Below are 22,277 nucleotides of genomic sequence, written 5' to 3' on the forward strand. Positions count from 1 at the left end.
TCTTACTCGTTTTCCCAAATGAGTGCAATCGTTCCTTCTCCTGCATGAACAGCGATGGTTGAGCTGATTTCGCCAATGACAAATTTTGCGTTTGGCAGTTCTTTTTCAAGCATTTGCTGGAAAGCTTGGGCTTTTTCTAAGACGTTGCCGTGCATAATACGAATTTCAGGGACGTGATGTGTTTCATATTTTTCCTTGACAATCTCCAACACACGCTTAAGCGCTTTCTTCTCAGAGCGCACTTTTTCGCATAATTCGAATTCCCCGTTGCTATTGACACAAATGATAGGTTTCACTTGTAAAATGGTACCGAGCAAATAGGATGTACCGGACATGCGGCCTCCTTTATAAAATTGCTCGAGGCTTCCTAACAGCACTAAGTTTTGTGAGTTAGCTGTTTCTTCATTCAGCTTTTCAGCGATTGTTTCTGGGTCTATATGCTCATCCGCATATGCCATTCCTTTATATATCAACGAAGTAATCGCATAAGACATCGATTTAGAATCGACCATATGAACGTCGATTCCGGCGAGTTCCGCTCCTGCTTTAGAAGTCGCATATGTGCCGCTTAGTTTACTAGAGACATGAATGGCTACCGCACATTCATACTCTTCTTTTAATCTTTCAAATAAATGAGCAAACACGCCCACTGGCGGCTGTGAAGTTTTTGGAATGTCCTTCTCCGCTTTAATTCTCGTATATAATTCATCGGTCGTTAACGTAATGCCGTCCTCAAATGCATCCTCACCGAAAATAATGCTCAAAGGAACCACATACACATCTGGATGATTGCGCAACTCTTCCGTAATAAAGGCTGTACTATCTGTCACCCAAGCAATCTTCTTTTTTGTCATATCTTCATCCTTTTCCAGGTACTAAATTCCCCGAATATTGTAGTATTTTGTAGAGATAATTATACCTTGATCGGGGAGTGCCTGTCACGCCCCGATTTTTGTCGATTCTGTTGACAAAATGGAGCGGTGCCAGAATTTTGATCTTCGGCTGTTGAAAGGATAAAGCTGTGGATAATATGTATGGAGGACTGGAGGGGAAGTGGGTGAAGAATAACATGTAGGTGGGGGCAACAGCCTATAAATGCCCGATCGGTTCGGGCCTGCACGATGCAGGTTACAAAAGTGTTGCAACTTTATCTTTTGTTCCTCTTTTCATCAGTGGGAGATGAAGAAAACTCTCATTAATTGAAGTTTCACTTTATTTTGATAGACAAGGTTTTTACTATATCGAAAAAATAATATTTTTTTAAATCTAAATTATTAAAATATATTGACATAATGATTAGTGTCTGATAATTTATTAATCAATTAATAAAGTCTATGACGAGAAAGAGTACGAGAAGACCCCTGTTCTCCAGAGAATCGGCAGTTGGTGAGAGCCGATGTTCAGGACTTGTCTGAAAATCATCTCTGAGATGCAAAGCTGAACAATAGTAAGCTTTGACGGGATTTCCGCCGTTATCATGGAGCGCGTATGATTGTACGTGACTGGAGAGCTGTTCGTGTCTTTACAGATATGAACGGAATAAGGGTGGTAACGCGAGCACAAACTCGTCCCTATTTTTGGGGACGGGTTTTTTTATTTTTCCAGAATCGGTACATACGCATTTTTTGTTCAGCTGCAGGTGCTAGCGACTAGTGGACAGCACCTTCCGCATTTCTTATTTCACAAAAACAAAAGGAGAGATCTGCAATGAAAAAATTAGACACTTTATTTATTGGCTTAATGTTATTTTCAATGTTTTTTGGAGCAGGGAACCTGATTTTTCCGCCTCATTTAGGGGCGCAGTCAGGCACATCTTACTGGCTCGCGATGGCTGGGTTTATTATCACAAGTGTTGGTTTGCCGTTTGCCGTCTTGTTAGCTGTCTCACTTGTGAAAGATGGAGCACCAACGATCGGCAACCGCGTGCATCCAGTTTTCAGTAAAGTCTTTATGTTTGGCGTGTACTTATCGATTGGTCCGTTTCTTGGCATCCCGAGAAATACGAACGTGGCGTATGAAATGGGCGTGAAACCATTTTTAAATGAAACATGGAATCCAGCATTGACATTATTTCTCTATACATTTGTTTTCTTTGCCCTTGTGTATGTGATCAGCTTAGACCCTTCGAAAATGGAAAAATATTTAAGCCGCTGGATCACACCCGTACTACTTGTGGCGATGGTTGTTCTTTGCGTCGTTGGCTTCATGAAATTAGATGCACCAATGCAATCACCAACAGCAGGGTATGAAAGTGGTGCGTTATTTAAAGGATTTATCGAAGGATACAACACAATGGATGCCTTAGCCGCTTTAGCGTATGGCATCGTCATTCTTACATCGATTCGCCAAAAAGGAATCACGGACAGTAAAGCATTAACGAAGTACACATTAAAGGCTGGGATGATCGCTGGCGTCTTGCTTTCATTAGTGTACATCAGCCTTGGTTTAATCGGCGGTAAAATGGCAGCGAGCGGCACTTTTGAAAATGGGACAGACATTTTAACAGCGACATCGGTTCTTTTATTAGGACAAAACGGCATGATCTTGCTTGGCTTGATTTTCACGTTAGCGTGCTTTACAACGGTTGTCGGTTTAACGACGTCTTGCAGCCAATACTTCGCCGAGCAATTTCCGAAAGTCAGCTATAAAACATTAGTGCTCGTATTAACGCTTGTTGGATTTACGTTAGCGAATTTAGGGCTTGCCCAAATTTTAAAAGTATCAGTGCCATTCCTTGTGACGGCGTATCCATTAACGATCGTGCTTATCGTCCTAACATTCTTCCACCGCTACTTTAAAAATACCAAGAAAGTATACGGAAGCACCGTCTTATTCACCGGGGTATTCGCTGTACTCGGAGGACTGCACACATTCGGCATGAACTTAGGGCCACTCCAAACCGTAAGAGAACAGCTTCCACTCGCCCAATTCGGCCTAGAATGGATCGTTCCAGCGTTAGTCGGTGCAGCTCTGGGATTATTACTAAGTCAATTTGATAAAAAAACAGACACAGTGGGAGAATTGGCCTAAGGTGCCTGTCACTCCCCGCAATTTGTCGAATGAAAAGCCAGGACATTGATCCTGGCTTTTTTGGCCTGAGGTGGCTGTCACGCCCCGAAGTTATTGGCAAAATCTATGTGGAAACGGAATGGATGCTTTACTTCTTGTCGTTTTGTGCTCTTGTTGGCGGATTTGCGGCTGCCTTTTTCGTTTATTTGTTAGCTATTCGAAAGGGCGAATTGCTTCCCATGAGTTTAATTTTGGCGGGAGTAGCAGTCACCACTGCTTTACAGACGGTCATTACTGTATTGCCGATTCAGTTAGCTTCAGGAAATTTTGAGTTTGCGAGGCAATGGTTGCTTAGGCCGTTGTGGGGAGTGAGCTGGAGCTTTGTTTTTGCTATTTTGCCGTGGATACTGCTCATTGTGCCACTGGCTTGGTATCGAATGACGATATGGCATTCGGTTGAAAAAGGAACGAAAACGGATCATTGCGATGGCCGTGATGCTAGCCCCTATATGTGTAGCTTTTGGGGGAGGCATCGCTTTCCTTGGATTAATTGCTCCGCATATTGCGAAAAGAACATGAAGAAAATCTCCGTTTTATTACTAACCTGTATTATAATAGGAATTGTGATGGATGGTTGCGGTGGAAAAGAAAAAGCGGCCAAAAAAGAAAATTGAGCGAAAGAAGAAACAGTGAAGGCGAATCATAAATTGGGGGAGGAAGATATTCCTGCTAATCCGAAACGCATTGTTGATTTATCAGGATCTGCTAAAGAATTAATGATTATGGGATTAACACCGGTCGCTCACTCCAATACATATAAAGAAAAAACATTTTTTCATTGAAAGATTCCATTCCTGTTGGTGATCCTTGGATGGGAGAAGCAAAAGTGGAAGCCAATTCCTGTTAAAGTAGGAATTTTCGAAATAATCAAATAAGAGGAAGCCGAGGGTTTAGCGGTGATAAGGATTATCGAAAATGAATGAAAAAAGATTAGAGCAACCTTTGTTGACATTAACTCATCGCCAATATTTAGCTGTGGCGTTGCCGTTCGTTTTTTTAAATTTAACGACGCCTTTATTAGGGGCGGTTGATACGGCTGCGATTGGCCAATTAAGAGAACCCGCCTTGATCGCAGCGGTAGCGGTCGCCACAATGATTTTTAATACGATTTTATGGTTGTTCGGCTTTTTGCGGATGAGTACTTCGGCCTTTGTGGCACAGGCTGTTGGAGCGAAAAAGAAAGAAGAGGAATGGTTTGCTGTTTCCAGACCTTTGCTTTTCGCTTGGATCATTTCGTTTCTAGTAGTCGTGCTGCAAGTGCCGATTGAAAAAGCAGCATTGGCATTGATGAATCCAGGTAATGAGGTGGCTGTTTATGTCTCCATTTATTATGGCATTCGGATATGGTCCATCCCGATTTCGCTTACGAACTATGTACTGATGGGCTGGTTAATGGGAAAGGGCTTGGTTAGAAAAACAGTCTTACTGCAAATCGGTTTGAATATGGTGAACATCGGCTTAAATATTTGGTTTGTATTAGGGTTAAACTGGGGGATTCAAGGTGTCGCTTGGGCGACGGTTGTAGCTGAAATGTTTGCCCTCGTGATCGGCCTTTTCTTTGTGAAACAGCAAGTATCGGCAGAAAGGCTGAACGTGTCCTGGAAAAAGACTTTCGATGTCTCTGCTTTATGGAACATGCTGAAAATGAACCGAGATTTATTCATTCGCACGATCTGTCTATTGTTTGTGTTTAATGTATTTACCGCTAAAGGAGCGGATTTTGGCACAGACATTCTGGCGGCCAACGCGATTTTATTGCAAGTTCATTTTTTAATGGCAGCTGTGTTTGACGGTTTTGCCAATGCGACAAGCATGTTTACAGGGCGGGCAGTTGGTGCAAAATCTAACACTCTCTATCGTGACATTTTGAAAAAGGCAGCGAATTGGTCTTGGATCAGCGGTGGAATCGTAGCGCTACTATTTTATCTCTTGCAACAGCCGTTATTGCAATTATTCACGAACACAGACGAGATCGTTATGCTTGCAGAAAAATATGCTTGGTGGATTGTGCTATTCCCGCTGACTGCAGCGAGCGGCTTAATATTTTTCGGCATATTTACAGGAGCAACATACGTCAAACCTGTCCGCAACTCGATCCTACAAGCCGCCGTTCTTTTCTTTTTAGTATACATACTAGCCATCCCACCTTTCGGAAACCACGGACTATGGTGCGCCTTCATCATCTTTAGTCTAAGCAGAAGCGTCTTCTTGGTGCCTGTCACTCCCCGGAATTTGTCGAATGAAAAGCTAGGATATTAATCCTGGCTTTTTTGTGTGCACCTACTTCGAAAATGTAGATAGGTGATATGTTATTGTGTAAGTATGAAAAGCAGAAAAGGAGGAGTTCATGTGACGAAATTGATAGAAAAAGCAATGGCGTTTGCGATTGAAGCTCATCAAGGACAAATGAGAAAACAATCAACGGTGCCTTATATTGTTCATCCGCTGTCTGTCGGAATGATTTTGCAAAAATATCGGTGTCATGAACGAACGATCGCGGCCGGAATTTTGCATGATGTGTTAGAAGATACGCAGGTGACGCGCGAACAACTCATTCACCATTTTGGCTATGAAGTAACCAGCTTAGTAGAAGAAGCTTCGGAAAAAGATAAATCATTGCCGTGGAAAATAAGAAAAGAGCAAACCATTCAAGGAATCAAACATCTCTCGAAAGAAGCCACGACTATTGTTTGTGCGGATAAACTTCACAATCTCTCCTCCATTTATGAAGATTATAAACAAATAGGTGATCAAGTATGGGATCGTTTTAACAGCGGCAAGGAGCAACAAAGCTGGTATTATCAATCATTGATCATTCAATTATTTCAAACGGATGTCCCTATTCAATTACTGTTGCAACTTGACCAAAAAGCACAAAGAGTGTTCGGGCAAAATCCGATGCTCCCTCGCCGGCAACTCGATGCCTATTTCCGCTTTCCTTATGGAATCAATGAGGAGCAAAGGAAATCTTGGGGAAAAGACCCGGAAAAACGAAAGCAACTGACGGTCTTCCACCGAATGGAAACACTCTATCGAACGCAAGATCCGCGAGTTCAAGATGTTTTGTCATTGCTAGAACAGCATGGAATCAACTGGCAAAGCAATTCAGATGGCCCTTTTTTGATCGCTAGCTTATGTTTGGCTATTCATGAACACTATCAAATGGATGAGTTAGAAATGGTAAGGCGTGCCTTTAGGAATTTGTGTAAATAAGATGCCTGTCACTCCCGAGTAAGTAAGCCTCTCCGTGATTGTAGGTGTAGAGGCTGTTATGTACTAATTTTATCAGAAAGGAATGTGAGCAATGGATTTGTCATACATACAACCACTAATCACCCATATGCAAGCTCAAGAAAATAAAGAGCGTGCGGAAAAAATGGCAGCGTATATGAAAGATCATTTCTCCTTTCTTGGCATTCCTGCACCAGAACGGACAGCGATTTTTCGAGAATTTCTCAAGGAATACGGGAAGCCGACAATGGAGGAGTTGCCGGAGACTGTTCGTACGCTTTGGGTGATGCCTGAGCGGGAGTATCAATATTGCGCGTTAGCTTTTTTGGAAAAAGCGTTGCGCCAGCTGACTCCAGAGCATTTGCCTTTACTGGAAGATATCGCTTTATCGAAGTCTTGGTGGGATACGATTGATTTGATTGCTTCTAAGTTAATGGGGCAAATTTTGATGAAATATCCAGATGAGCGAGCGGTTTGGGTATCGCGTTGGGATCAATCCGACAATATGTGGCTCAACCGAATCGCTATTTTGTTTCAATTGAAATATAAGGAAAAAACAGATGTTCATTTGCTCAAATCCATTATTCTCCATCACTCCGAACAGAAGGAGTTTTTTATCCAAAAGGCGATCGGGTGGGCGCTTAGAGAGTACGCGAAAACCAATCCTTCATTCGTATTACAATTTGTGGAGCAACATTCACTGCCTTCATTAAGCAAACGAGAAGCGGTAAAAAATCTCTTAAAATAATGAGGTGTATATGCTAAAGTGGATGAAGGAACTATTTCGGAATACTAAATAAAAAAGTATTCTGATCGGAATGGAGGTTGCGTATGCGCCGAGAATATCGTTTGCGATGGACTTTTTTTATATTAGGTTTGGTTGTGCTTTCATTGGGCGTGGCTTTAACGATTAAAGGCAAAGTGTTCGGCATTGGTCCGTGGGATGTGTTTCATTACGGTCTATATAAACAGCTTGGCTTAACGATCGGCACTTGGTCAATCCTTGTCGGCATCATTATTATTCTCTCCACATGGATTGGAACGAAAACTCCGCCGAAAATCGGGGCGATTGTAAATATGCTTTTGCTTGGTGTTTTTATCGATATTTTTAACGCCTTGTTGCCAGCGCCAGAGACGTTTGTTGTTCAGCTAGCGTTTTTCATCGTCGGGGTTCTGATTTTAGGATTCGGCATCAGTTTATACGTATCTGCCAATCTTGGAGCAGGACCGCGTGATAGTTTAATGCTGTTAATTGTGGATAAAACGGGCTGGAGCATTACTCTCGTTCGAAATGGGATGGAGATCACCGTCTTTCTTTTAGGTTGGCTCTTAGGGGGACCAGTGGGGGTCGGCACAATTTTCATCGCGTTATTTTTAGGAAAAATCATTCAAGTGACCTTGCCGCCATGTCAAAAATGGCTCAAGCAGCTGATTGAAAAAGACGAATCATTTTCTATACTGGAGAAAGACATCTTGTAGGGATACAAGGTGTTTTTTGTTTGCACTTGTCAAAATGAAACGAGTTAGAACAGAGAATGAACCGCCATGTGCAAGGTTGGAGGTTCATTCTCCTAAGAGGCCAGCTTTCTATCTAGCAGGTGAAGCGATTTTAAATTTATCTATTTTTCGATAGATGGTTCGGACACTCACTCCCAATTCTTCAGCAACCAATTTTTTGCCTTCGCGGTCATAGCCATATTGGTTCAGCTTTTCGATAATCATTTCTTTTTCCATATTGGTAACGGGGTCTTGTTCTTTTGGTGCATAATTAATGGTGTGATTCGTTCCTTGCAAAAAAGCAGGCAATGAGGAAGCGGTTAATTGGGTGCTTTTTTCCATGTTCATGCTGTATTCAATGACGTTTTCTAGTTCTCGGATGTTTCCTGGCCAGTGATGCTGTTTTAGTCGTTTTAAAAATTCCTTATCGAAAGCCTGAATAAACTTTCCTGTTCGGGTTTGCAGTTTCTCCATTAAAATCGGAACTAGTTCGGCAATATCTTCTTTTCTTTCCCTTAGAGGGGGTAAATGGATAGGAATAACATTTAGGCGATAATAAAGATCTGAACGAAACTGTTTTGAGTCGATGAGTTTTTCTAATGATTGGTTAGCAGCGGAAATGATTCTAACATTTACCTTTTTGGAAAGGGTGCCACCAATTCTCTGTACGATGCCATCTTGCAATACTTTTAAAAGCTTTGGCTGCATGTGGATGGGGAGGTCAGCAATCTCATCCAAAAAAAGAGTTCCTCTATCTGTCAGTTCAAAATATCCGGGTTTCCCCTTTTTTCTTGCTCCAGTAAATGCTCCTTCTTCATAGCCAAATAACTCACTCTCAAATAAAGATTCTGGAATGCTTGCACAATTGATCTCGATAAAGTTTCCTTTTTGAAACATGCTTTGTTCATGAATTAGTTTGGCGAGTAAGCTTTTTCCTGTTCCTGTTTCTCCTGTAATGACAATAGAAGAGGTGCTGTTAGCCAGCTGTTTAATGAGCTCTTTTAAGTTTTTTAATGTATGAGTGTTACCAAGAATATAATTGGTTTTTTCGTTGTCTTGCTTGATCTCTGGCCGAAATGCTCCACTTTCATTCAGTAGGTTAATGATGATGTCGCTTAATTGTGCCATCCAGTAACTGTACTCTTTTTGACGCTCCATTAACATCTTTTCCCCCTCTGGAGAAAAGCTTACAAATGCAAGGTAGCCGTATTGATGACTATCTTTCACCATGTTTTGTATGATTTCTACGGTGGAGGGGCAATTTTTTTGGAAGTGACATCCTTGACACATTTTCATATGTCCTGGCTTGTGTAAAAAGCTGATTGGATGCTCATACAGTTTCTTAAAAAAGGGCAAATGAACTCTCTTCCCTTTTCTTCTCTTATATTCTTCCGTTGAGGCAATCAGCACACCCTCATGATCAAAAAAAGCGATGTCAATTTGTAAAAGCTCTGCAAACGTGTGAATCACTTTGGAAATCGAGTTGATTGGTGACAATAGATACCCTCCCTTGTACTTTCATTCCTAGTTTTTGAGAATGAAAGAATGTTTATGTTTTTTGATTATAATTTTGAATATTAAAAATTGTCAATTTATTTTTGTTTTTGACATTTTTGTCAAAGAATTATGCCGTTAAGCTTTGAAATCATTGATTTTACCGCTCTATTAAGTTGGCATGCTTATTGCAATATTATTTAGCAACAACAGTAAAGGAGGATGTGTAATGGAAGTCGATTATTTTCAATTAAAAGATAAAGTCTCGGTGGTGACAGGAGCGGCATCAGGGATTGGGTATGCGACCGCCGAATTGCTAGCGGAAGTGGGGGCTACGGTTCTTCTTCTTGATATTAACGAAGAAAGTGGGGCTCAAGCGGCACAAGGTTTACGCGACAAAGGCTTCAATGCCGAATTTTTAAAATGTGATGTGACAAGTAAAGCAGATTGTGAAAAGGTCAACGAGTATATCGAACAAACATATAAACACGTAGATGTTCTCTTTAATAACGCAGGCATCATTAAAAGAAAAACTGTGGTGGAGTTAGAGGAGAATGAATGGGATTCAGTGATTGATGTGTCGTTAAAAGGTGTCTATCTGCTATCGAAATACTTAATTCCGCTCATGAGCAGTGAACGCGGAGGAAGCATTATCAATACTGGCTCAGGCTGGGGATTGAAAGGCGGAGACAAAGCAGCTGCTTATTGTGCTGCGAAAGCTGGGGTTGTCAATTTGACAAAAGCGATGGCGATTGACCATGGACCGCAAAATATCCGTGTGAATTGCATCTGCCCAGGGGATACCGATACCCCATTATTACGAGACGAAGCGAAGCAATTAGACGTGGAAGAGGGAGCATTTTTGAAAGGGTCAGCTACAGACCGCCCGTTAGCACGAATTGGTACTCCACGCGACATTGCAAAAGGAGTCTTATTCTTAGCAAGCGACCTCTCTGCTTGGGTGACAGGAACAGAGCTCGTTGTTGATGGAGGCGGCCTAGCGTAAGGAAGACAAAATTTTTTAGGAGGTATTATTATGACAAACAATGTACACCCTTACATACCAAATATGGTACCTAAGGTGAAAGAAGAAATGTTAAAAGAAATTGGTGTTCAGTCTACGATGGAGTTATATTCTTGCATTCCAGAGGAGCTTCATTTGAAAGAAGAAATGAATATCCCAGAAGCATTAACAGAATATGGCCTACGTCGCCATATCGAAGAGCTATTGAGTAAAAATATTAGCGCCAATGACTATTTGAATTTTCTAGGGGCTGGATGCTGGCAGCACTTTGTCCCTGCTGTTTGTGATGAAGTGAATCAGAGATCAGAGTTTTTGACGGCGTATGCTGGAGAACCTTATGAGGATCATGGGAGATATCAGGCGCTATTTGAATATCAAAGTTTGCTAGCTGAACTGGTAGATATGGATGTCGTGAATGTGCCTACATTTGACTGGGGACAAGCAGCCGCTACATCGATTCGAATGGCTGCCCGCATTACTGGAAGAAAACAAGTATTGATAGCCAATACGGTTTCTCCAGAACGGGCGAAAATTATTCAAAACTATGGTTCTCCAGATCTTGAATTTATTTTTTTACAGCATGATACCAATATGGGGCAATTAGATTTAGAAGATTTGAAGAAGAAAGCATCCGCTGATACAGCAGCGATCTATTTTGAAAATCCGTCCTATTTGGGCTTTATTGAGTCGCAAGGAAATGAAATCTCTGAAATCGCCAAGAAAAATGGCATGCTTGTCGTTGTTGGGGTGGACCCTAGTTCATTAGGGGTGATGAAACCACCAAGTCAATATGGGGCGGATATTGTTTGTGGCGATCTTCAGCCGCTCGGCATGCATATGAATTACAGCGGCGGTCAAGCGGGCTTTATCGCCACAAGAGATGAAGAAAAATTTGTGAATGAATATCCTTCCCGCCTGTTCGGGATCGTTCCGACAGTAAAAGAAGGTGAGTACGGCTTTGGCGATGTCGCTTACGATCGGACATCCTTTGCTTTACGGGAAAAAGGGAAGGAATCTGTAGGCACTCAAACAGCATTATGGGGAATTACAGCAGGCGTGTATTTGTCCTTGCTCGGACCAACTGGAATGTATGAGTTAGGACAAACCATTATGCAAAATAGTCAATACGCTGTGAAGCAATTGAATAAAATCGCGGGCGTAAAAGGCTCTAGATTAAGCTCGCCTTTCTTTAAAGAATTTATCGTTGACTTTAATAATACGGGTCTGTCCGTTGCAGAGATTAATAAAAAACTACTAGAGAAGAAGATTTTCGGAGGCAAAGATCTTTCTAAGGAGTTTCCAGAGTTCGGTCAGTCGGCTCTGTATTGTGTTACGGAAGTTCATACGAAGAGTGACATCGATCGTTTGATCACATCCCTACAAGAAGTAGTAGCGAACTAATTCATATAAGAGGAAAGGAGATTTTGAAAATGGAAAAGATCCAGAGAAAAAGCAAAGTGAGAGATTTTCACCAAGCAAAATGGAATGAACCAATTATTTTTGAACTGCATCAACAAGGAGAAAGAGGCGTTGAAATTCCATTACCAGATCCATTCGTTATATCAGAAGTTGGCGATGGCGTTTCGGCGATTCCGAACGAGATGGTGAGAAAAGAGAAACCGAAGCTTCCAGAGATCGGTCAGGCACGTGTGCTCAGACATTATGTGCGCCTATCTCAAGAAACGTTAGGATCAGATTTTAACGTTGAAATTGGTCAAGGCACATGTACGATGAAATACATTCCAAAGATTAATGAGCTATTAATTCGGAATCCGAAAATGATGGAATTGCATCCGCTTCAAGATGAAAGCACGGTACAAGGCATGCTTGAAATTATTTATAAGCTGGATTTATGTATGAGAGAAATTTCTGGAATGGATCACTTTTCTTTTCAGCCAAGCGGCGGCACGCAAGCGTTGTTTGCGATGGCTTCTATTGCGAGAAAATATCATGAATCTCGCGGAGAAGGCGATCAACGCGATGAAATCATTACAACTATTTTCTCTCATCCTTCACAAGCGGCAACAGCAGCAGTCAAAGGGTTCAAGATCATTACGTTGCACCCGGATGAAGATGGATTCCCAGACATTGAGAAATTAAAAGCGGTTGTGTCGGAACGAACAGCAGGGTTCGTTGTTGCCAATCCAGAAGATACGGGCATCTATAATCCGAAAATTAAAGAGTTTACTAGAATTGTGCACGAAGCAGGAGGCATTTGTTATTACGATCAAGCGAATGCCAATGGGCTCTTAGGGATTACTCGTGCAAAAGAAGCAGGGTTTGATATGTGCTTCTTTAACCTTCATAAAACCTTTGCGGCTCCGCATATGTGTGGAGGTCCGGCAACCGGCGCTCTTGGAGTTGTGGAAGAACTAAAAGAGTACTTGCCTGCGCCAATCGTAGAATTTGATGGAGAAAGATACTATCTGAATGAGGATCTTGAACATTCTATTGGAAAAGTACGTGCCTTCCACGGAGTGGCACAAACCGTTTTAAGATCGTACGCTTGGATTCGTGCGTTAGGTCCAGATGGGTTAAAAGAAGTAGCACAAACCGCTGTTCTCAACAACAATTATTTGTATCACAAAATCCAAAAGATTCGCGGGGCAAGCGCTCCTTATGTGAAAGGGCAGCGCCTTGAACAAGTGCGCTATAGCTGGGAGCAGATGACAGCGGAAACAGGTGTCACGACAGAGGATGTGCAAAGACGAATGACCGACTTCGGCCTGCATTATTGGACGAGTCATCATCCGTACATCGTGCCGCAGCCATTTACCCTTGAGCCGACGGAAAGCTATTCCAAAGCTGATTTGGATGAATATATTGCAGCCCTAGAGCAAATCTCAAAAGAAGCATATGAAAATCCAGAAGTCGTTCAAAACGCGCCATATAACAGCACCATCCACAAATTAGACGAGAGAGATTTTCTTGATGATCCAGAAAAATGGTGCATTACATGGAGAGCGTATCAAAAGAAAGTTAAACAGCCAGAGCGGATTTAACTTTGAAAGGGCAATCAAGCTTGCGTTTGATTGCCTTTCTGCCCTTCATTTTCTCTAAATAAGGAAAACTATTGATGAGAGGTGTTTTTAATGAAAAAGATGGCGTCATTAGCTTTAATTACTAGCTTGCTTTTCCTTTTTGTCTTGAGTGGTTGTGGATCTGATAATTCCAAAACGACAGGAGCAACGGACGAAAGAACGAAAAAGGATCAAGGAATGAAGCTCGTTAACGAAGGAAAATTAACATTCGCCATGAGCGGTTTGCTGAAGCCTCTCAACTACAAAGAAAAGAATAAACTAGTTGGTTTTGACGTTGAAATTGGTCATGAAATCGCCAAGCGGATCGGACTAGAGTCCAATCCTGTGACCAACCCATGGGAAACGATTTTGCAAGGTTTGAAAGGAAAAAAATATGATGCCATCATCGGCAGTATGACAGCTACGGAAGAACGAGCGAAGCAAGTTGACTTTTCTGATCCTTACTACATTTCTGGCGCTCAAATCTTTGTAGCTGACACAAATGAGACTTTGAAATCGAGAGCAGATTTGAAAGGTAAGAGAATTGGAGTAGTGCAATCTAGTACGTACAAACAGGACGCTGAGCAATACACGAAAGACATAAAGAGTTATCCAAGCGATGTATATGCTTTACAAGACCTTGCGCCAGGACGCGTTGATGCGGTTATTACAGATAAGATCGTTGGAATTAATGCTATGAAAGAGTCTAACTTAAAAATTAAGACAGTGGATGAAGTATTGAAAAAAGAGAACATTGCTGTTGCGGTAAATAAAGATAATCCTGAGCTCCTCAAGGAAATAAACAAAGCAATTCAGTCGATGATTGAAGATGGCACTTATGAAAAGATCAGCAACAAATGGTTCGGGGTGAACCTTTTAGAAAAATAAAACGTGTACCAACTTTAATGGAGTGAGTTGAATGAGGAGATGAGGTAACCTTGGATTTCATAACTAGTATAGTTTCTATTTTTCAAACGCATGGCTTCGAATTTCTAAAAGCTACTGTAATTACCGTGCAACTAACCGTGGTTTCTTTATTGATTGCTATGGTAATTGGTTTAGTCTTTGCCTTTTTTAAAGTTTCTAATATGAAGATTCTTCAAAAGCTGGCTGATGTCTATATTTTTCTTGTACGGGGAATGCCTTTGATCGTGCAACTTATGTTCTTGTATTACGGGATATCTAGTGTGTTTGTCTTATCAGATTTCACTGCAGGAGCCATCGCCTTAGGGATTCACTCTGGCGCCTATATAGCTGAGATCTTTCGAGGGGCGATTCAATCTATTGACCGCGGACAAATGGAAGCAGCTCGTTCCTTAGGAATGCCATATTCTCTTTCGATGCGCCGAGTTATTTTACCTCAGGCCTTTAAGAGGGCAATTCCATCATTGGGAAATCAATTTATTATCGGATTGAAAGATTCTTCTCTTGTGGCATACATTGCTGTTACAGAATTGTTCAACCATGCTCTCTCTGCACAAGCGGAAAACTATATGCCGTTTGAGACGTATTTGGTGGTTGGAATTTACTATTTGATTCTTGTTCTTATTTTCACGATAATTTTCAACAAAGTTGAGGGAAGGCTAGATGTTCATAAGCGCAGCAAGCGTAGAGGAGGAGAACCACTTGATCAAGGTACAACAGTTGTGCAAAGCGTTTGATGGGATAGAAGTGTTAAAGAATATTTCCGTCGAGATTAAAAAATCCGAGGTTGTCGTTTTAATTGGGGCGAGCGGTTCGGGGAAAAGCACTTTACTGAGATGCCTCAATTTCCTGGAGATCAAGGATAAAGGAGAAATAGAGATCAATGGACAGGTCATTGATATAAACAAAACAAATCTTAATAAGGTAAGGGAAGACATGGGAATGGTATTTCAGCATTTCAACCTATTTCCACATATGACAGTGTTAGCGAATGTCATTGAGGCACCTGTTCATATTAAAAAGAAAAGTAAACAAGCAGCCATTGAGCAAGCGATAGAGATTTTAAAGAGAGTGGGGATGGCCGATAAAGTACATCAATACCCCGAACAATTATCTGGAGGACAAAAACAAAGGGTTGCGATTGCTAGGGCATTGGCCATGGAACCGCAAGTGATGTTATTTGATGAACCAACCTCAGCATTAGATCCTGAACTTGTTGGCGAAGTACTAGAGACGATGAAAAGCTTGGCGAAGGATGGGATGACTATGGTGATAGTTACACATGAAATGGGGTTTGCACGCGAAGTGGCTGATCGAATAATTATGTTAGCTGATGGCAGCATTATTGAGGAGGGGTCTCCAACGGAATTATTTACTAAGCCGAAAGAAGAAAGGACACGCCGATTTCTCCAGCAAGTGTTATAAAGCGGCGGTATTTTTGAAATTTATATGATAACAAGGAGCGTGCCAATTCATGTTTTCTACTCGTGAAGAAATATTAGAATTAACAGATCAATTAGTCAAAATTGAAAGCGTTGTCAATACATCGGGAGAAGTGAATATCGCTAACAATCTATATCATTTCATAAGCATCTGGCCTTATTTTCAACAAAACCCTTCTTACCTCATTAAGTCAAGAACAGAGAATGATGAAATTGAGCGTTACAATGTCATGGCATGTGTGAAAGGCGCTAAGGGGGATAGTAATAAAACTGTCATTTTAATGGGGCATATTGACACAGTAGGAATCGATGATTATGGATCTTTAAAAGACAAAGCATGCTTTCCCACAGAGCTCATGAAAGCGTTATCTAATGAAGAGTTACCAGAACTTGTCCAACAACATTTAGATTCAAATGAATGGCATTTTGGTCGTGGGGTTCTAGATATGAAAAGTGGAGTAGCTAGTCATCTTTATCTACTAAAGTATTATTCTGAGCATCCTGAACAATTAGCTGGCAACTTGGTTTTGCTAGCAGAATGTGATGAAGAAGACAGCTCTCATGGCGTTTTATCTGCACTTAAAGATTTAAAGAAGTGGAAAGAAGAACATCAATTTGAGTATATCGCTCTGATTAACTCCGATTTTGTAGCTCCTCGATTTGCAGGGGATACGAAACGCTATATTTACAAAGGAACGGTTGGAAAAGTATTGCCTTCTTTCTTTATTACAGGAGCAGAAGCACATGCAGGTTCTTGCTTCGAAGGCTTGGATCCTAACTATATAGCGGCGGAGTTAACAAGACAAATTAGTTACAACCCGGAGCTATGTGATACGTCCTTAGGAGAAACTCCTGTTCCGCCCGTTTCCTTAAAGCAAACAGACTTAAAGCCAAATTACACGATACAAACAGCATTGTCTGCTTACGTATATTTTAACTTCTTTATTCAATCTTGGTCTCCTAAAGATGTACTCGTAACACTGAAGAAGCAGGCAGAAATTGCTTTTGATAACGCAATAACTAACTTAAAAGAGAAGCATCGAAAGTACTGTGAAATTAGCGGCAACCCTTACAGTGAACTTCCGTGGAAAGCTAGAGTGATCATCTATGAAGAGATGCAAAGAGAGTTAATTGAACAGCATGGAGAGCCGTTTACACAACATATGTCTGCATTTAAAGAAAAATTGCTGTTAGACAGCACACTAGATACGAGAATGTTTGCAGCACGAGTTGTGGAAGAAGAATGGAATTGGATGAGCGATAAAAGCCCAGCTATCATCTTATTCTATTCATCACTTTACTCGCCTCGAATCGAACTGACCGGCAAAAATGAATACGAACAAAATTTACTCCATGCACTAGAAGAAGCAGTGAAAGCTGTTCAGCCATATTATCCACATCCTATTGTCATAAGAAATTATTTTCCTTATGTATGTGACATGAGCTGTGTAGCACTCAGCGACGGGGAGGAAGGAATTAGAGCAGCTACTGTAAATAATCCAGGCTGGGGCACTAAGCATTATGTGAATTATAAAGCTATTCAAGAGCTTAATGTCCCTACTATCAACATTGGTCCATATGGATATGATGCGCATAACAGATATGAGCGGATGGAACTGAAATATTCGACAGAAATGGTTCCAAATATTACGAATGAAGTGATTGGAAGACTTTTGGATGTTGATAGAAATCGGACAAACGAACCGTTAGCTGAAAAAGCAATCCCCAATGATTAAATAGTGAAGGGAGAGGATGGTAAGTGGCTGCTAAATATTCAGATAGTCTGCAACAGAAACGCGTGGTAGTGACAGGGGGAGCAAGCGGAATAGGTCTTGCCACTGCTATTCGATTTGCGGAGGAAGGGTCGAACGTCACGATATTGGATAATAATCAAGCTCAGCTTCTTCGTACTCTTGAGGAATACCCGATCATTCAACATGGGCTATTAGTAGATGTCAGTCAGCCAAACGAAGTGAGCCATGCTTTTGATGAGATCGATTCGCTTATGAATGGGATAGATATTTTAATTGCGAATGCTGGAGTCAGTGAACGAACGAGCTTTGTTGATATTACTCCAGAGCAATGGAGAAAAGTGATGGGTATCAATCTCGATGGAATCTTTTTTACGGCGCAAGCAGCGGCCAAGCGTATGCTTTCTCAAGGAGAAGGAGTCATTTTGATGACAGCCTCTACGAACGGGTTAGCAGGACACCCTTATTATGCCGACTATAATGCTTCTAAGGCTGGAGTGAATTTGTTAGCACGAACCATGGCATTAGAGCTTGCGCCAACGGTTCGAGTCAATACGGTCTGTCCAGGATATGTGCTTACACCCATGCAACTCGCGGAATATACAACAGAAATGTTGAAGAAAGTCGATAAAACGATTCCTTTACAACGGCATGCTCAACCTGAAGAAGTCGCCAATTTATATGCTTTTTTAGCTTCTAAAGAAGCCGCCTATATTACTGGTCAAAACTTCCCGATTGATGGGGGTGAATTGGCTTAGAAAATGAACAAGATCGTTTATCAATCAAGCAGACTGCGGTGTGACCGCATCTACTTATATTTTTATAAAAAATAATGAAGAAATGAGAGGGGAATTATTATGTATCATGTTTCTAATGAAAAAAAGATTTATGCGATGTCACCAGTTAATCAGCCTGCATTAGTGGTCAATCCAGGGACTTTAGTGACGCTGGATACAAATGACTGCTTTGATAACCAAATTGACGCTGAGGATATTTTGCTCAGTGAAGTGGATTGGAATCGCTTGAATCCCGCAACAGGCCCTGTTTATGTGGAAGGAGCTGAACCGGGAGATATTTTATCTGTTCATATTCAGAAGATTGAACTGGCTGATCATGGATTTTCCTTTGCTGCACCTGATCTTGGTGTAATGGGGGATCGATTAACGACGAATACGATTAAGAAGTTGCCTATTCATAATGGAAAGGTTCTATATAATGATCGATTGCAAATCCCGTTGAATCCGATGATTGGTGTGATCGGAACGGCCCCAGCGAATGAATCCGTTTTAAATGATACACCAGGAGAGCATGGCGGGAACATGGACTGCAAACAAATTAAGGAAGGGGCAATCGTCTTTTTACCTGTAAATGTACCTGGTGCTTTATTAGCTTTAGGTGATTTACATGCTGCAATGGGAGATGGAGAAATTTCAAGCGGTGTAGAGATTGCAGGGAAAGTAACGCTCAAGATCGAGGTGATCAAAGATAAGGATTGGAAATTACCCTTAGTCATTACAGAAGAGAAGATGATGACGGTAGCTTCAGCGAAGACGCTAGATGAAGCAACAGATAGAGCGGTTAAAAATATGGTCGACTGGTTAGAAAAAGAGACGGGAATGAGCACGGTAGAAGCCAGTATGCTGTTAAGTATTGCAAGCGATTTGCGTGTATGCCAAGCAGTGAATCCTCTTAAAACGATGCGGGTGGAACTTCCGAGTTGGATGGTTGAAAAATATGGCGTGACATTAACCAAACAGATGGCTTCATATTGCGAGATTGAATCAACATCATTTACTAAATACTAAGGGGTGAAGGAGATGTCCATTGAACAATTTGGTTATAAAGAAGAGTTGAAGCGGGTGTTAACTTTTAAAGATCTGCTCATTTATGGATTGATTTTCATGCTGCCCATTGCACCATTTGGTGTATTTGGTTATGTGTTCGAGGTTTCTAATGGAATGGTTCCTCTCGCTTATATGATTGGAATGGCAGGTATGATATTTACAGCGATGAGCTATGCGCGAATGTCAGAAGCATTTCCTGTAGCGGGATCTGTCTATGCTTATGCACAGCGCGGCATCAACGAATATGTAGGTTTTATTTGCGGGTGGGTAATTCTTTTGGATTACATATTAATCCCTGCCCTAAGCTACATTGTCAGCGCTTCAGCTTTAACAGCCTTTATGCCATCCGTGCCTAAATGGATATGGCTCTTTTTCTTCATCGTTATTAATACAGTCATTAATATTAGGGGAATTGAATTTACAGCCAAAGCAAACAAAGTGATTTTAACCTTGATATTTATCGTATTAGCTGTTTTTATTGTCGTCGGTTTATCAGCTTTGTATGGCGGAGCAGGAGCAGGGCAGCTAACAATCAAGCCCTTTTATGATGTTGATGCATTTAGTTTGCCATTGGTGATGGGAGCTGTATCGATTGCCGTTTTATCCTTTTTAGGATTTGATGCCATTTCTACTCTGTCGGAGGAGGTGCAAGGCGGCAAGCAAACCGTTGGAAAAGCAACTATTGCTACATTGCTGTGTGTGGGAACACTCTTTATTGTGCAAACATGGATCGCCAGTGATTTGGGCAGAGGAATGACTATCAAAAATTTGGATACTTATTTTTATGAAATAGCAGGAGTAGCTGGAGGAACATGGTTAAAGAACGTAACGATTTTAGCAACAGCTTTTTCATGGGGAATTGCTTCCTCGTTGGTTGCTCAAGCAGCTATTGCACGTGTACTATTTTCGATGGGGCGAGATCGTAAATTGCCGTCTGTACTTGCGAAGGTTCATCCAAAATATAAAACTCCGTATGTTAGTACCGTTCTAGTTGCATTTGTTTCATTATTTGTTTGCTTTTTGTTCCAAGAACACACCGCTATATTAACGAATGTGGTTAATTTCGGTGCCCTGACAGCTTTTTTGATGCTTCATATTTCGGTAATTAACCACTTTATCATTCGGCAAAAATCAAAACAGTATATGAAATACCTTGTCTTACCTTTAATCGGAGCGATCGTTATTGGCTATGTGTTATACGGGATGGATATTTTAGCTATTAAAGTAGGACTGGGATGGACTATGTTAGGAATTGTTTATCTGGGCGTGCTCACAAAAGTGTATAAAGAAAAGCCTGCTTCTCTCGAGATATAGATGTATTTAAAGATCTAGTGGCCAAACAATTACACGTTAAATATTCAGAATAATCAATTTATTAATCGGAAGAAGGAGGGGACTCTATGAGTAATTTAGAAACAAAACCAAGTATGGAAAACGCTTCTGTTACCACAGGCGGTAAGTTAGAGCGAGGGCTACGTTCCCGCCACATAACCATGATTGCCATTGGGGGTGCCATCGGAACGGGACTATTTGTTGCGAGTGGTGCAACGATCAGTCAAGCAGGCCCAGGCGGAGCATTTGTTGCTTATCTCGCTATCGGCTGTATGGTGTATTTTTTGATGACAAGCCTTGGCGAGATGGCGACATATCTTCCCGTTTCCGGTTCGTTTGAAACATATGGGACTCGCTTTGTTGATCCCGCCTTTGGATTCACACTTGGGTGGAACTATTGGTTAAGTTGGTCCACGACGATTCCAGCTGAATTAGCTGCAGGAGCGCTAGTGATGAAATATTGGCTGCCTGGATCTTCGGATATTTTGTGGGGAGGGATTTTTTTAGCGTTAATTTTCTTGCTAAATGTCCTTTCTGTTAAAGGGTATGGGGAAGCTGAATTTTGGTTTGCCGGAATCAAAGTGATCACGATTATTGTGTTCCTGATCGTTGGAGTGGCAATGATTTTCGGTATATTTACGAGCCCAGCAGTTGGATTTGAAAATTTTACAAAAGGAGAAGCACCTTTTAAAGGAGGATTTCTCGCTATAGTAGGGATTTTCATGATTGCTGGATTCTCTTTCCAGGGAACGGAGATGGTGGGGATCGCCTCCGGGGAAAGTGAAGATCCTGAACGCAATGTTCCTAGAGCTATTCGCAGTGTTTTTTGGAGAGTCTTGATTTTTTATGTATTTTCTATCATGGTCATCGGGTTGATTATTCCTTATACAGACCCTAACCTTCTGAAATCAGATGTAGATAATATTACAATCAGTCCATTTACACTGGTGTTCCAAAAAGCGGGTCTTGCTTTCGCTGCCTCACTGATGAATGCGGTTATTTTAACATCGGTTCTCTCAGCTTGTAACTCAGCTACGTATGCATCCACGCGAATGCTTTGGGCGCTTGCCCAATCAGGAAAGGCTCCTAAATTTCTTCGCAAAGTGAATGCAAAGGGCGTGCCTATTTATGCTCTATACGCCAATATTATTTTTGGATTAGTTGTTTTCTTATCTTCCTTTATTGGAGATGGAGTGGTGTATTTATGGCTTCTGAATATGACGGGACTAACTGGATTTTTAACTTGGGTAGGAATTGCGATCTGTCATTATCGATTCCGCAAAGCTTACATCGCCCAAGGAAGAGACCTTAACGAATTAAAATTTAAAGCGAAATGGTATCCTTTTGGCCCTTTATTGACGCTAGTGCTATGTTCCGTCGTAATCATCGGTCAAGGGAGTGATGTGATTTCAGGAGATACAGTTAACTGGTATGGCATGTTAGTTTCGTATATTAGTTTGCCTGTGTTTATTATTCTATGGATCGGTTATAAGTTTATTAAAAAGACAAAAGTTGTGCCGTTGAAAGAATGCGACTTTAGCCGGGATGATATCTAATCGATTACTTTGTTTTTGAAGGTTGATGGGAGGGCGCCTTATTATGAATCGGAGGCGCCTAACCAAGATTCAATGACCCCAACCGTCTTACCC

20 protein-coding genes and 1 other annotated feature are annotated in these 22,277 nt (G+C 41.3%); of the genes, 18 read left to right on the forward strand and 2 right to left on the reverse strand.

The features are described from left to right. Positions 1–2 precede the first annotated feature (2 nt). The gene (locus tag IRB43_RS07865) at positions 3–854 is read right to left on the reverse strand and encodes a DegV family protein (RefSeq protein WP_203362916.1); all 852 of its coding nucleotides are present in this window, start codon (positions 852–854) and stop codon (positions 3–5) included. Between the two features lie 471 nt (positions 855–1,325). Further along, positions 1,326–1,576: a binding site (T-box leader), on the forward strand. 131 nt (positions 1,577–1,707) lie between these two features. On the opposite strand from IRB43_RS07865, the gene brnQ reads away from it, so the two are divergent. The 7 genes from brnQ (at position 1,708) to IRB43_RS07900 (ending at position 7,779) form a co-directional block, all read left to right on the forward strand. Continuing rightward, on the forward strand, positions 1,708–3,030 hold the full coding sequence (gene brnQ, locus IRB43_RS07870) for a branched-chain amino acid transport system II carrier protein (RefSeq protein WP_203362917.1): 1,323 nt from the start codon (positions 1,708–1,710) through the stop codon (positions 3,028–3,030). 29 nt (positions 3,031–3,059) lie between these two features. Further along, entirely contained in the window at positions 3,060–3,683 is a 624-nt protein-coding gene (locus IRB43_RS07875; protein ID WP_203362918.1) for an iron chelate uptake ABC transporter family permease subunit, read from the forward strand. Positions 3,684–3,698: 15 nt separating this feature from the next. Further along, positions 3,699–3,851, forward strand: coding sequence for a hypothetical protein (locus IRB43_RS07880; RefSeq protein ID WP_203362919.1), 153 nt, complete (start codon positions 3,699–3,701; stop codon positions 3,849–3,851). A 133-nt stretch (positions 3,852–3,984) separates the two neighbouring features. Continuing rightward, on the forward strand, positions 3,985–5,328 hold the full coding sequence (locus tag IRB43_RS07885) for an MATE family efflux transporter (RefSeq protein ID WP_203362920.1): 1,344 nt from the start codon (positions 3,985–3,987) through the stop codon (positions 5,326–5,328). Between the two features lie 90 nt (positions 5,329–5,418). Continuing rightward, positions 5,419–6,282: an HD domain-containing protein gene (locus IRB43_RS07890; RefSeq protein WP_203362921.1), complete on the forward strand. Its 864-nt coding sequence runs from the start codon at positions 5,419–5,421 to the stop codon at positions 6,280–6,282. 91 nt (positions 6,283–6,373) lie between these two features. Continuing rightward, complete coding sequence (locus tag IRB43_RS07895; protein WP_203362922.1) at positions 6,374–7,048, forward strand: DNA alkylation repair protein; 675 nt, start codon at positions 6,374–6,376, stop codon at positions 7,046–7,048. An 83-nt stretch (positions 7,049–7,131) separates the two neighbouring features. Then, positions 7,132–7,779, forward strand: coding sequence for a YczE/YyaS/YitT family protein (locus tag IRB43_RS07900; RefSeq protein WP_203362923.1), 648 nt, complete (start codon positions 7,132–7,134; stop codon positions 7,777–7,779). 108 nt (positions 7,780–7,887) lie between these two features. Here IRB43_RS07900 and IRB43_RS07905 read toward each other — a convergent pair whose 3' ends face one another. Beyond that, positions 7,888–9,294, reverse strand: a complete 1,407-nt coding sequence (locus tag IRB43_RS07905; RefSeq protein WP_203362924.1) for a sigma-54 interaction domain-containing protein — start codon at positions 9,292–9,294, stop codon at positions 7,888–7,890. A gap of 226 nt (positions 9,295–9,520) precedes the next feature. Here IRB43_RS07905 and IRB43_RS07910 point away from each other — a divergent pair, with 226 nt between their 5' ends. The 11 genes from IRB43_RS07910 (at position 9,521) to IRB43_RS07960 (ending at position 22,184) form a co-directional block, all read left to right on the forward strand. Beyond that, a complete protein-coding gene (locus IRB43_RS07910) occupies positions 9,521–10,297 on the forward strand; it encodes an SDR family NAD(P)-dependent oxidoreductase (RefSeq protein WP_203362925.1) in 777 nt (258 codons plus the stop codon). 30 nt (positions 10,298–10,327) lie between these two features. Beyond that, positions 10,328–11,716, forward strand: coding sequence for an aminomethyl-transferring glycine dehydrogenase subunit GcvPA (gene gcvPA, locus IRB43_RS07915; RefSeq protein ID WP_203362926.1), 1,389 nt, complete (start codon positions 10,328–10,330; stop codon positions 11,714–11,716). A 29-nt stretch (positions 11,717–11,745) separates the two neighbouring features. Beyond that, positions 11,746–13,317, forward strand: a complete 1,572-nt coding sequence (gene gcvPB, locus IRB43_RS07920) for an aminomethyl-transferring glycine dehydrogenase subunit GcvPB (protein ID WP_203362927.1) — start codon at positions 11,746–11,748, stop codon at positions 13,315–13,317. Positions 13,318–13,407: 90 nt separating this feature from the next. Next, the gene (locus IRB43_RS07925; protein WP_203362928.1) at positions 13,408–14,223 is read left to right on the forward strand and encodes an ABC transporter substrate-binding protein; all 816 of its coding nucleotides are present in this window, start codon (positions 13,408–13,410) and stop codon (positions 14,221–14,223) included. A gap of 50 nt (positions 14,224–14,273) precedes the next feature. Beyond that, on the forward strand, positions 14,274–14,996 hold the full coding sequence (locus tag IRB43_RS07930) for an amino acid ABC transporter permease (protein ID WP_203362929.1): 723 nt from the start codon (positions 14,274–14,276) through the stop codon (positions 14,994–14,996). Continuing rightward, positions 14,962–15,684 carry an amino acid ABC transporter ATP-binding protein gene (locus IRB43_RS07935; RefSeq protein ID WP_203362930.1) on the forward strand — a complete coding sequence of 241 codons (723 nt, stop codon included), beginning with the start codon at positions 14,962–14,964 and terminating at the stop codon, positions 15,682–15,684. Before IRB43_RS07930 ends, IRB43_RS07935 begins: the two co-directional genes overlap by 35 nt. Positions 15,685–15,733: 49 nt before the next feature. Next, a complete protein-coding gene (locus IRB43_RS07940) occupies positions 15,734–17,437 on the forward strand; it encodes a M20/M25/M40 family metallo-hydrolase (protein WP_203362931.1) in 1,704 nt (567 codons plus the stop codon). A 23-nt stretch (positions 17,438–17,460) separates the two neighbouring features. Then, on the forward strand, positions 17,461–18,210 hold the full coding sequence (locus IRB43_RS07945) for a glucose 1-dehydrogenase (protein WP_203362932.1): 750 nt from the start codon (positions 17,461–17,463) through the stop codon (positions 18,208–18,210). 99 nt (positions 18,211–18,309) lie between these two features. After that, on the forward strand, positions 18,310–19,257 hold the full coding sequence (locus IRB43_RS07950; protein WP_203362933.1) for an acetamidase/formamidase family protein: 948 nt from the start codon (positions 18,310–18,312) through the stop codon (positions 19,255–19,257). Between the two features lie 12 nt (positions 19,258–19,269). After that, positions 19,270–20,610: an APC family permease gene (locus IRB43_RS07955; protein WP_203362934.1), complete on the forward strand. Its 1,341-nt coding sequence runs from the start codon at positions 19,270–19,272 to the stop codon at positions 20,608–20,610. 86 nt (positions 20,611–20,696) lie between these two features. Next, complete coding sequence (locus IRB43_RS07960) at positions 20,697–22,184, forward strand: amino acid permease (RefSeq protein ID WP_203362935.1); 1,488 nt, start codon at positions 20,697–20,699, stop codon at positions 22,182–22,184. Positions 22,185–22,277 lie beyond the last annotated feature (93 nt).

Source organism: Bacillus sp. REN10 (assembly GCF_016820555.1).
In the GTDB taxonomy this organism is placed as follows: domain Bacteria; phylum Bacillota; class Bacilli; order Bacillales; family Domibacillaceae; genus Bacillus_CE.

What these genes read in the sequence shown, in the direction of transcription:
- IRB43_RS07865 (WP_203362916.1), bottom strand. Translation starts at nt 854, where the DNA reads ATGACAAAAAAGAAGATTGCTTGGGTGACAGATAGTACAGCCTTTATT.
- brnQ (WP_203362917.1), top strand. Translation starts at nt 1,708, where the DNA reads ATGAAAAAATTAGACACTTTATTTATTGGCTTAATGTTATTTTCAATG.
- IRB43_RS07875 (WP_203362918.1), top strand. Translation starts at nt 3,060, where the DNA reads ATGAAAAGCCAGGACATTGATCCTGGCTTTTTTGGCCTGAGGTGGCTG.
- IRB43_RS07885 (WP_203362920.1), top strand. Translation starts at nt 3,985, where the DNA reads ATGAATGAAAAAAGATTAGAGCAACCTTTGTTGACATTAACTCATCGC.
- IRB43_RS07895 (WP_203362922.1), top strand. Translation starts at nt 6,374, where the DNA reads ATGGATTTGTCATACATACAACCACTAATCACCCATATGCAAGCTCAA.
- IRB43_RS07900 (WP_203362923.1), top strand. Translation starts at nt 7,132, where the DNA reads ATGCGCCGAGAATATCGTTTGCGATGGACTTTTTTTATATTAGGTTTG.
- IRB43_RS07910 (WP_203362925.1), top strand. Translation starts at nt 9,521, where the DNA reads ATGGAAGTCGATTATTTTCAATTAAAAGATAAAGTCTCGGTGGTGACA.
- gcvPA (WP_203362926.1), top strand. Translation starts at nt 10,328, where the DNA reads ATGACAAACAATGTACACCCTTACATACCAAATATGGTACCTAAGGTG.
- gcvPB (WP_203362927.1), top strand. Translation starts at nt 11,746, where the DNA reads ATGGAAAAGATCCAGAGAAAAAGCAAAGTGAGAGATTTTCACCAAGCA.
- IRB43_RS07925 (WP_203362928.1), top strand. Translation starts at nt 13,408, where the DNA reads ATGAAAAAGATGGCGTCATTAGCTTTAATTACTAGCTTGCTTTTCCTT.
- IRB43_RS07940 (WP_203362931.1), top strand. Translation starts at nt 15,734, where the DNA reads ATGTTTTCTACTCGTGAAGAAATATTAGAATTAACAGATCAATTAGTC.
- IRB43_RS07950 (WP_203362933.1), top strand. Translation starts at nt 18,310, where the DNA reads ATGTATCATGTTTCTAATGAAAAAAAGATTTATGCGATGTCACCAGTT.
- IRB43_RS07955 (WP_203362934.1), top strand. Translation starts at nt 19,270, where the DNA reads ATGTCCATTGAACAATTTGGTTATAAAGAAGAGTTGAAGCGGGTGTTA.
- IRB43_RS07960 (WP_203362935.1), top strand. Translation starts at nt 20,697, where the DNA reads ATGAGTAATTTAGAAACAAAACCAAGTATGGAAAACGCTTCTGTTACC.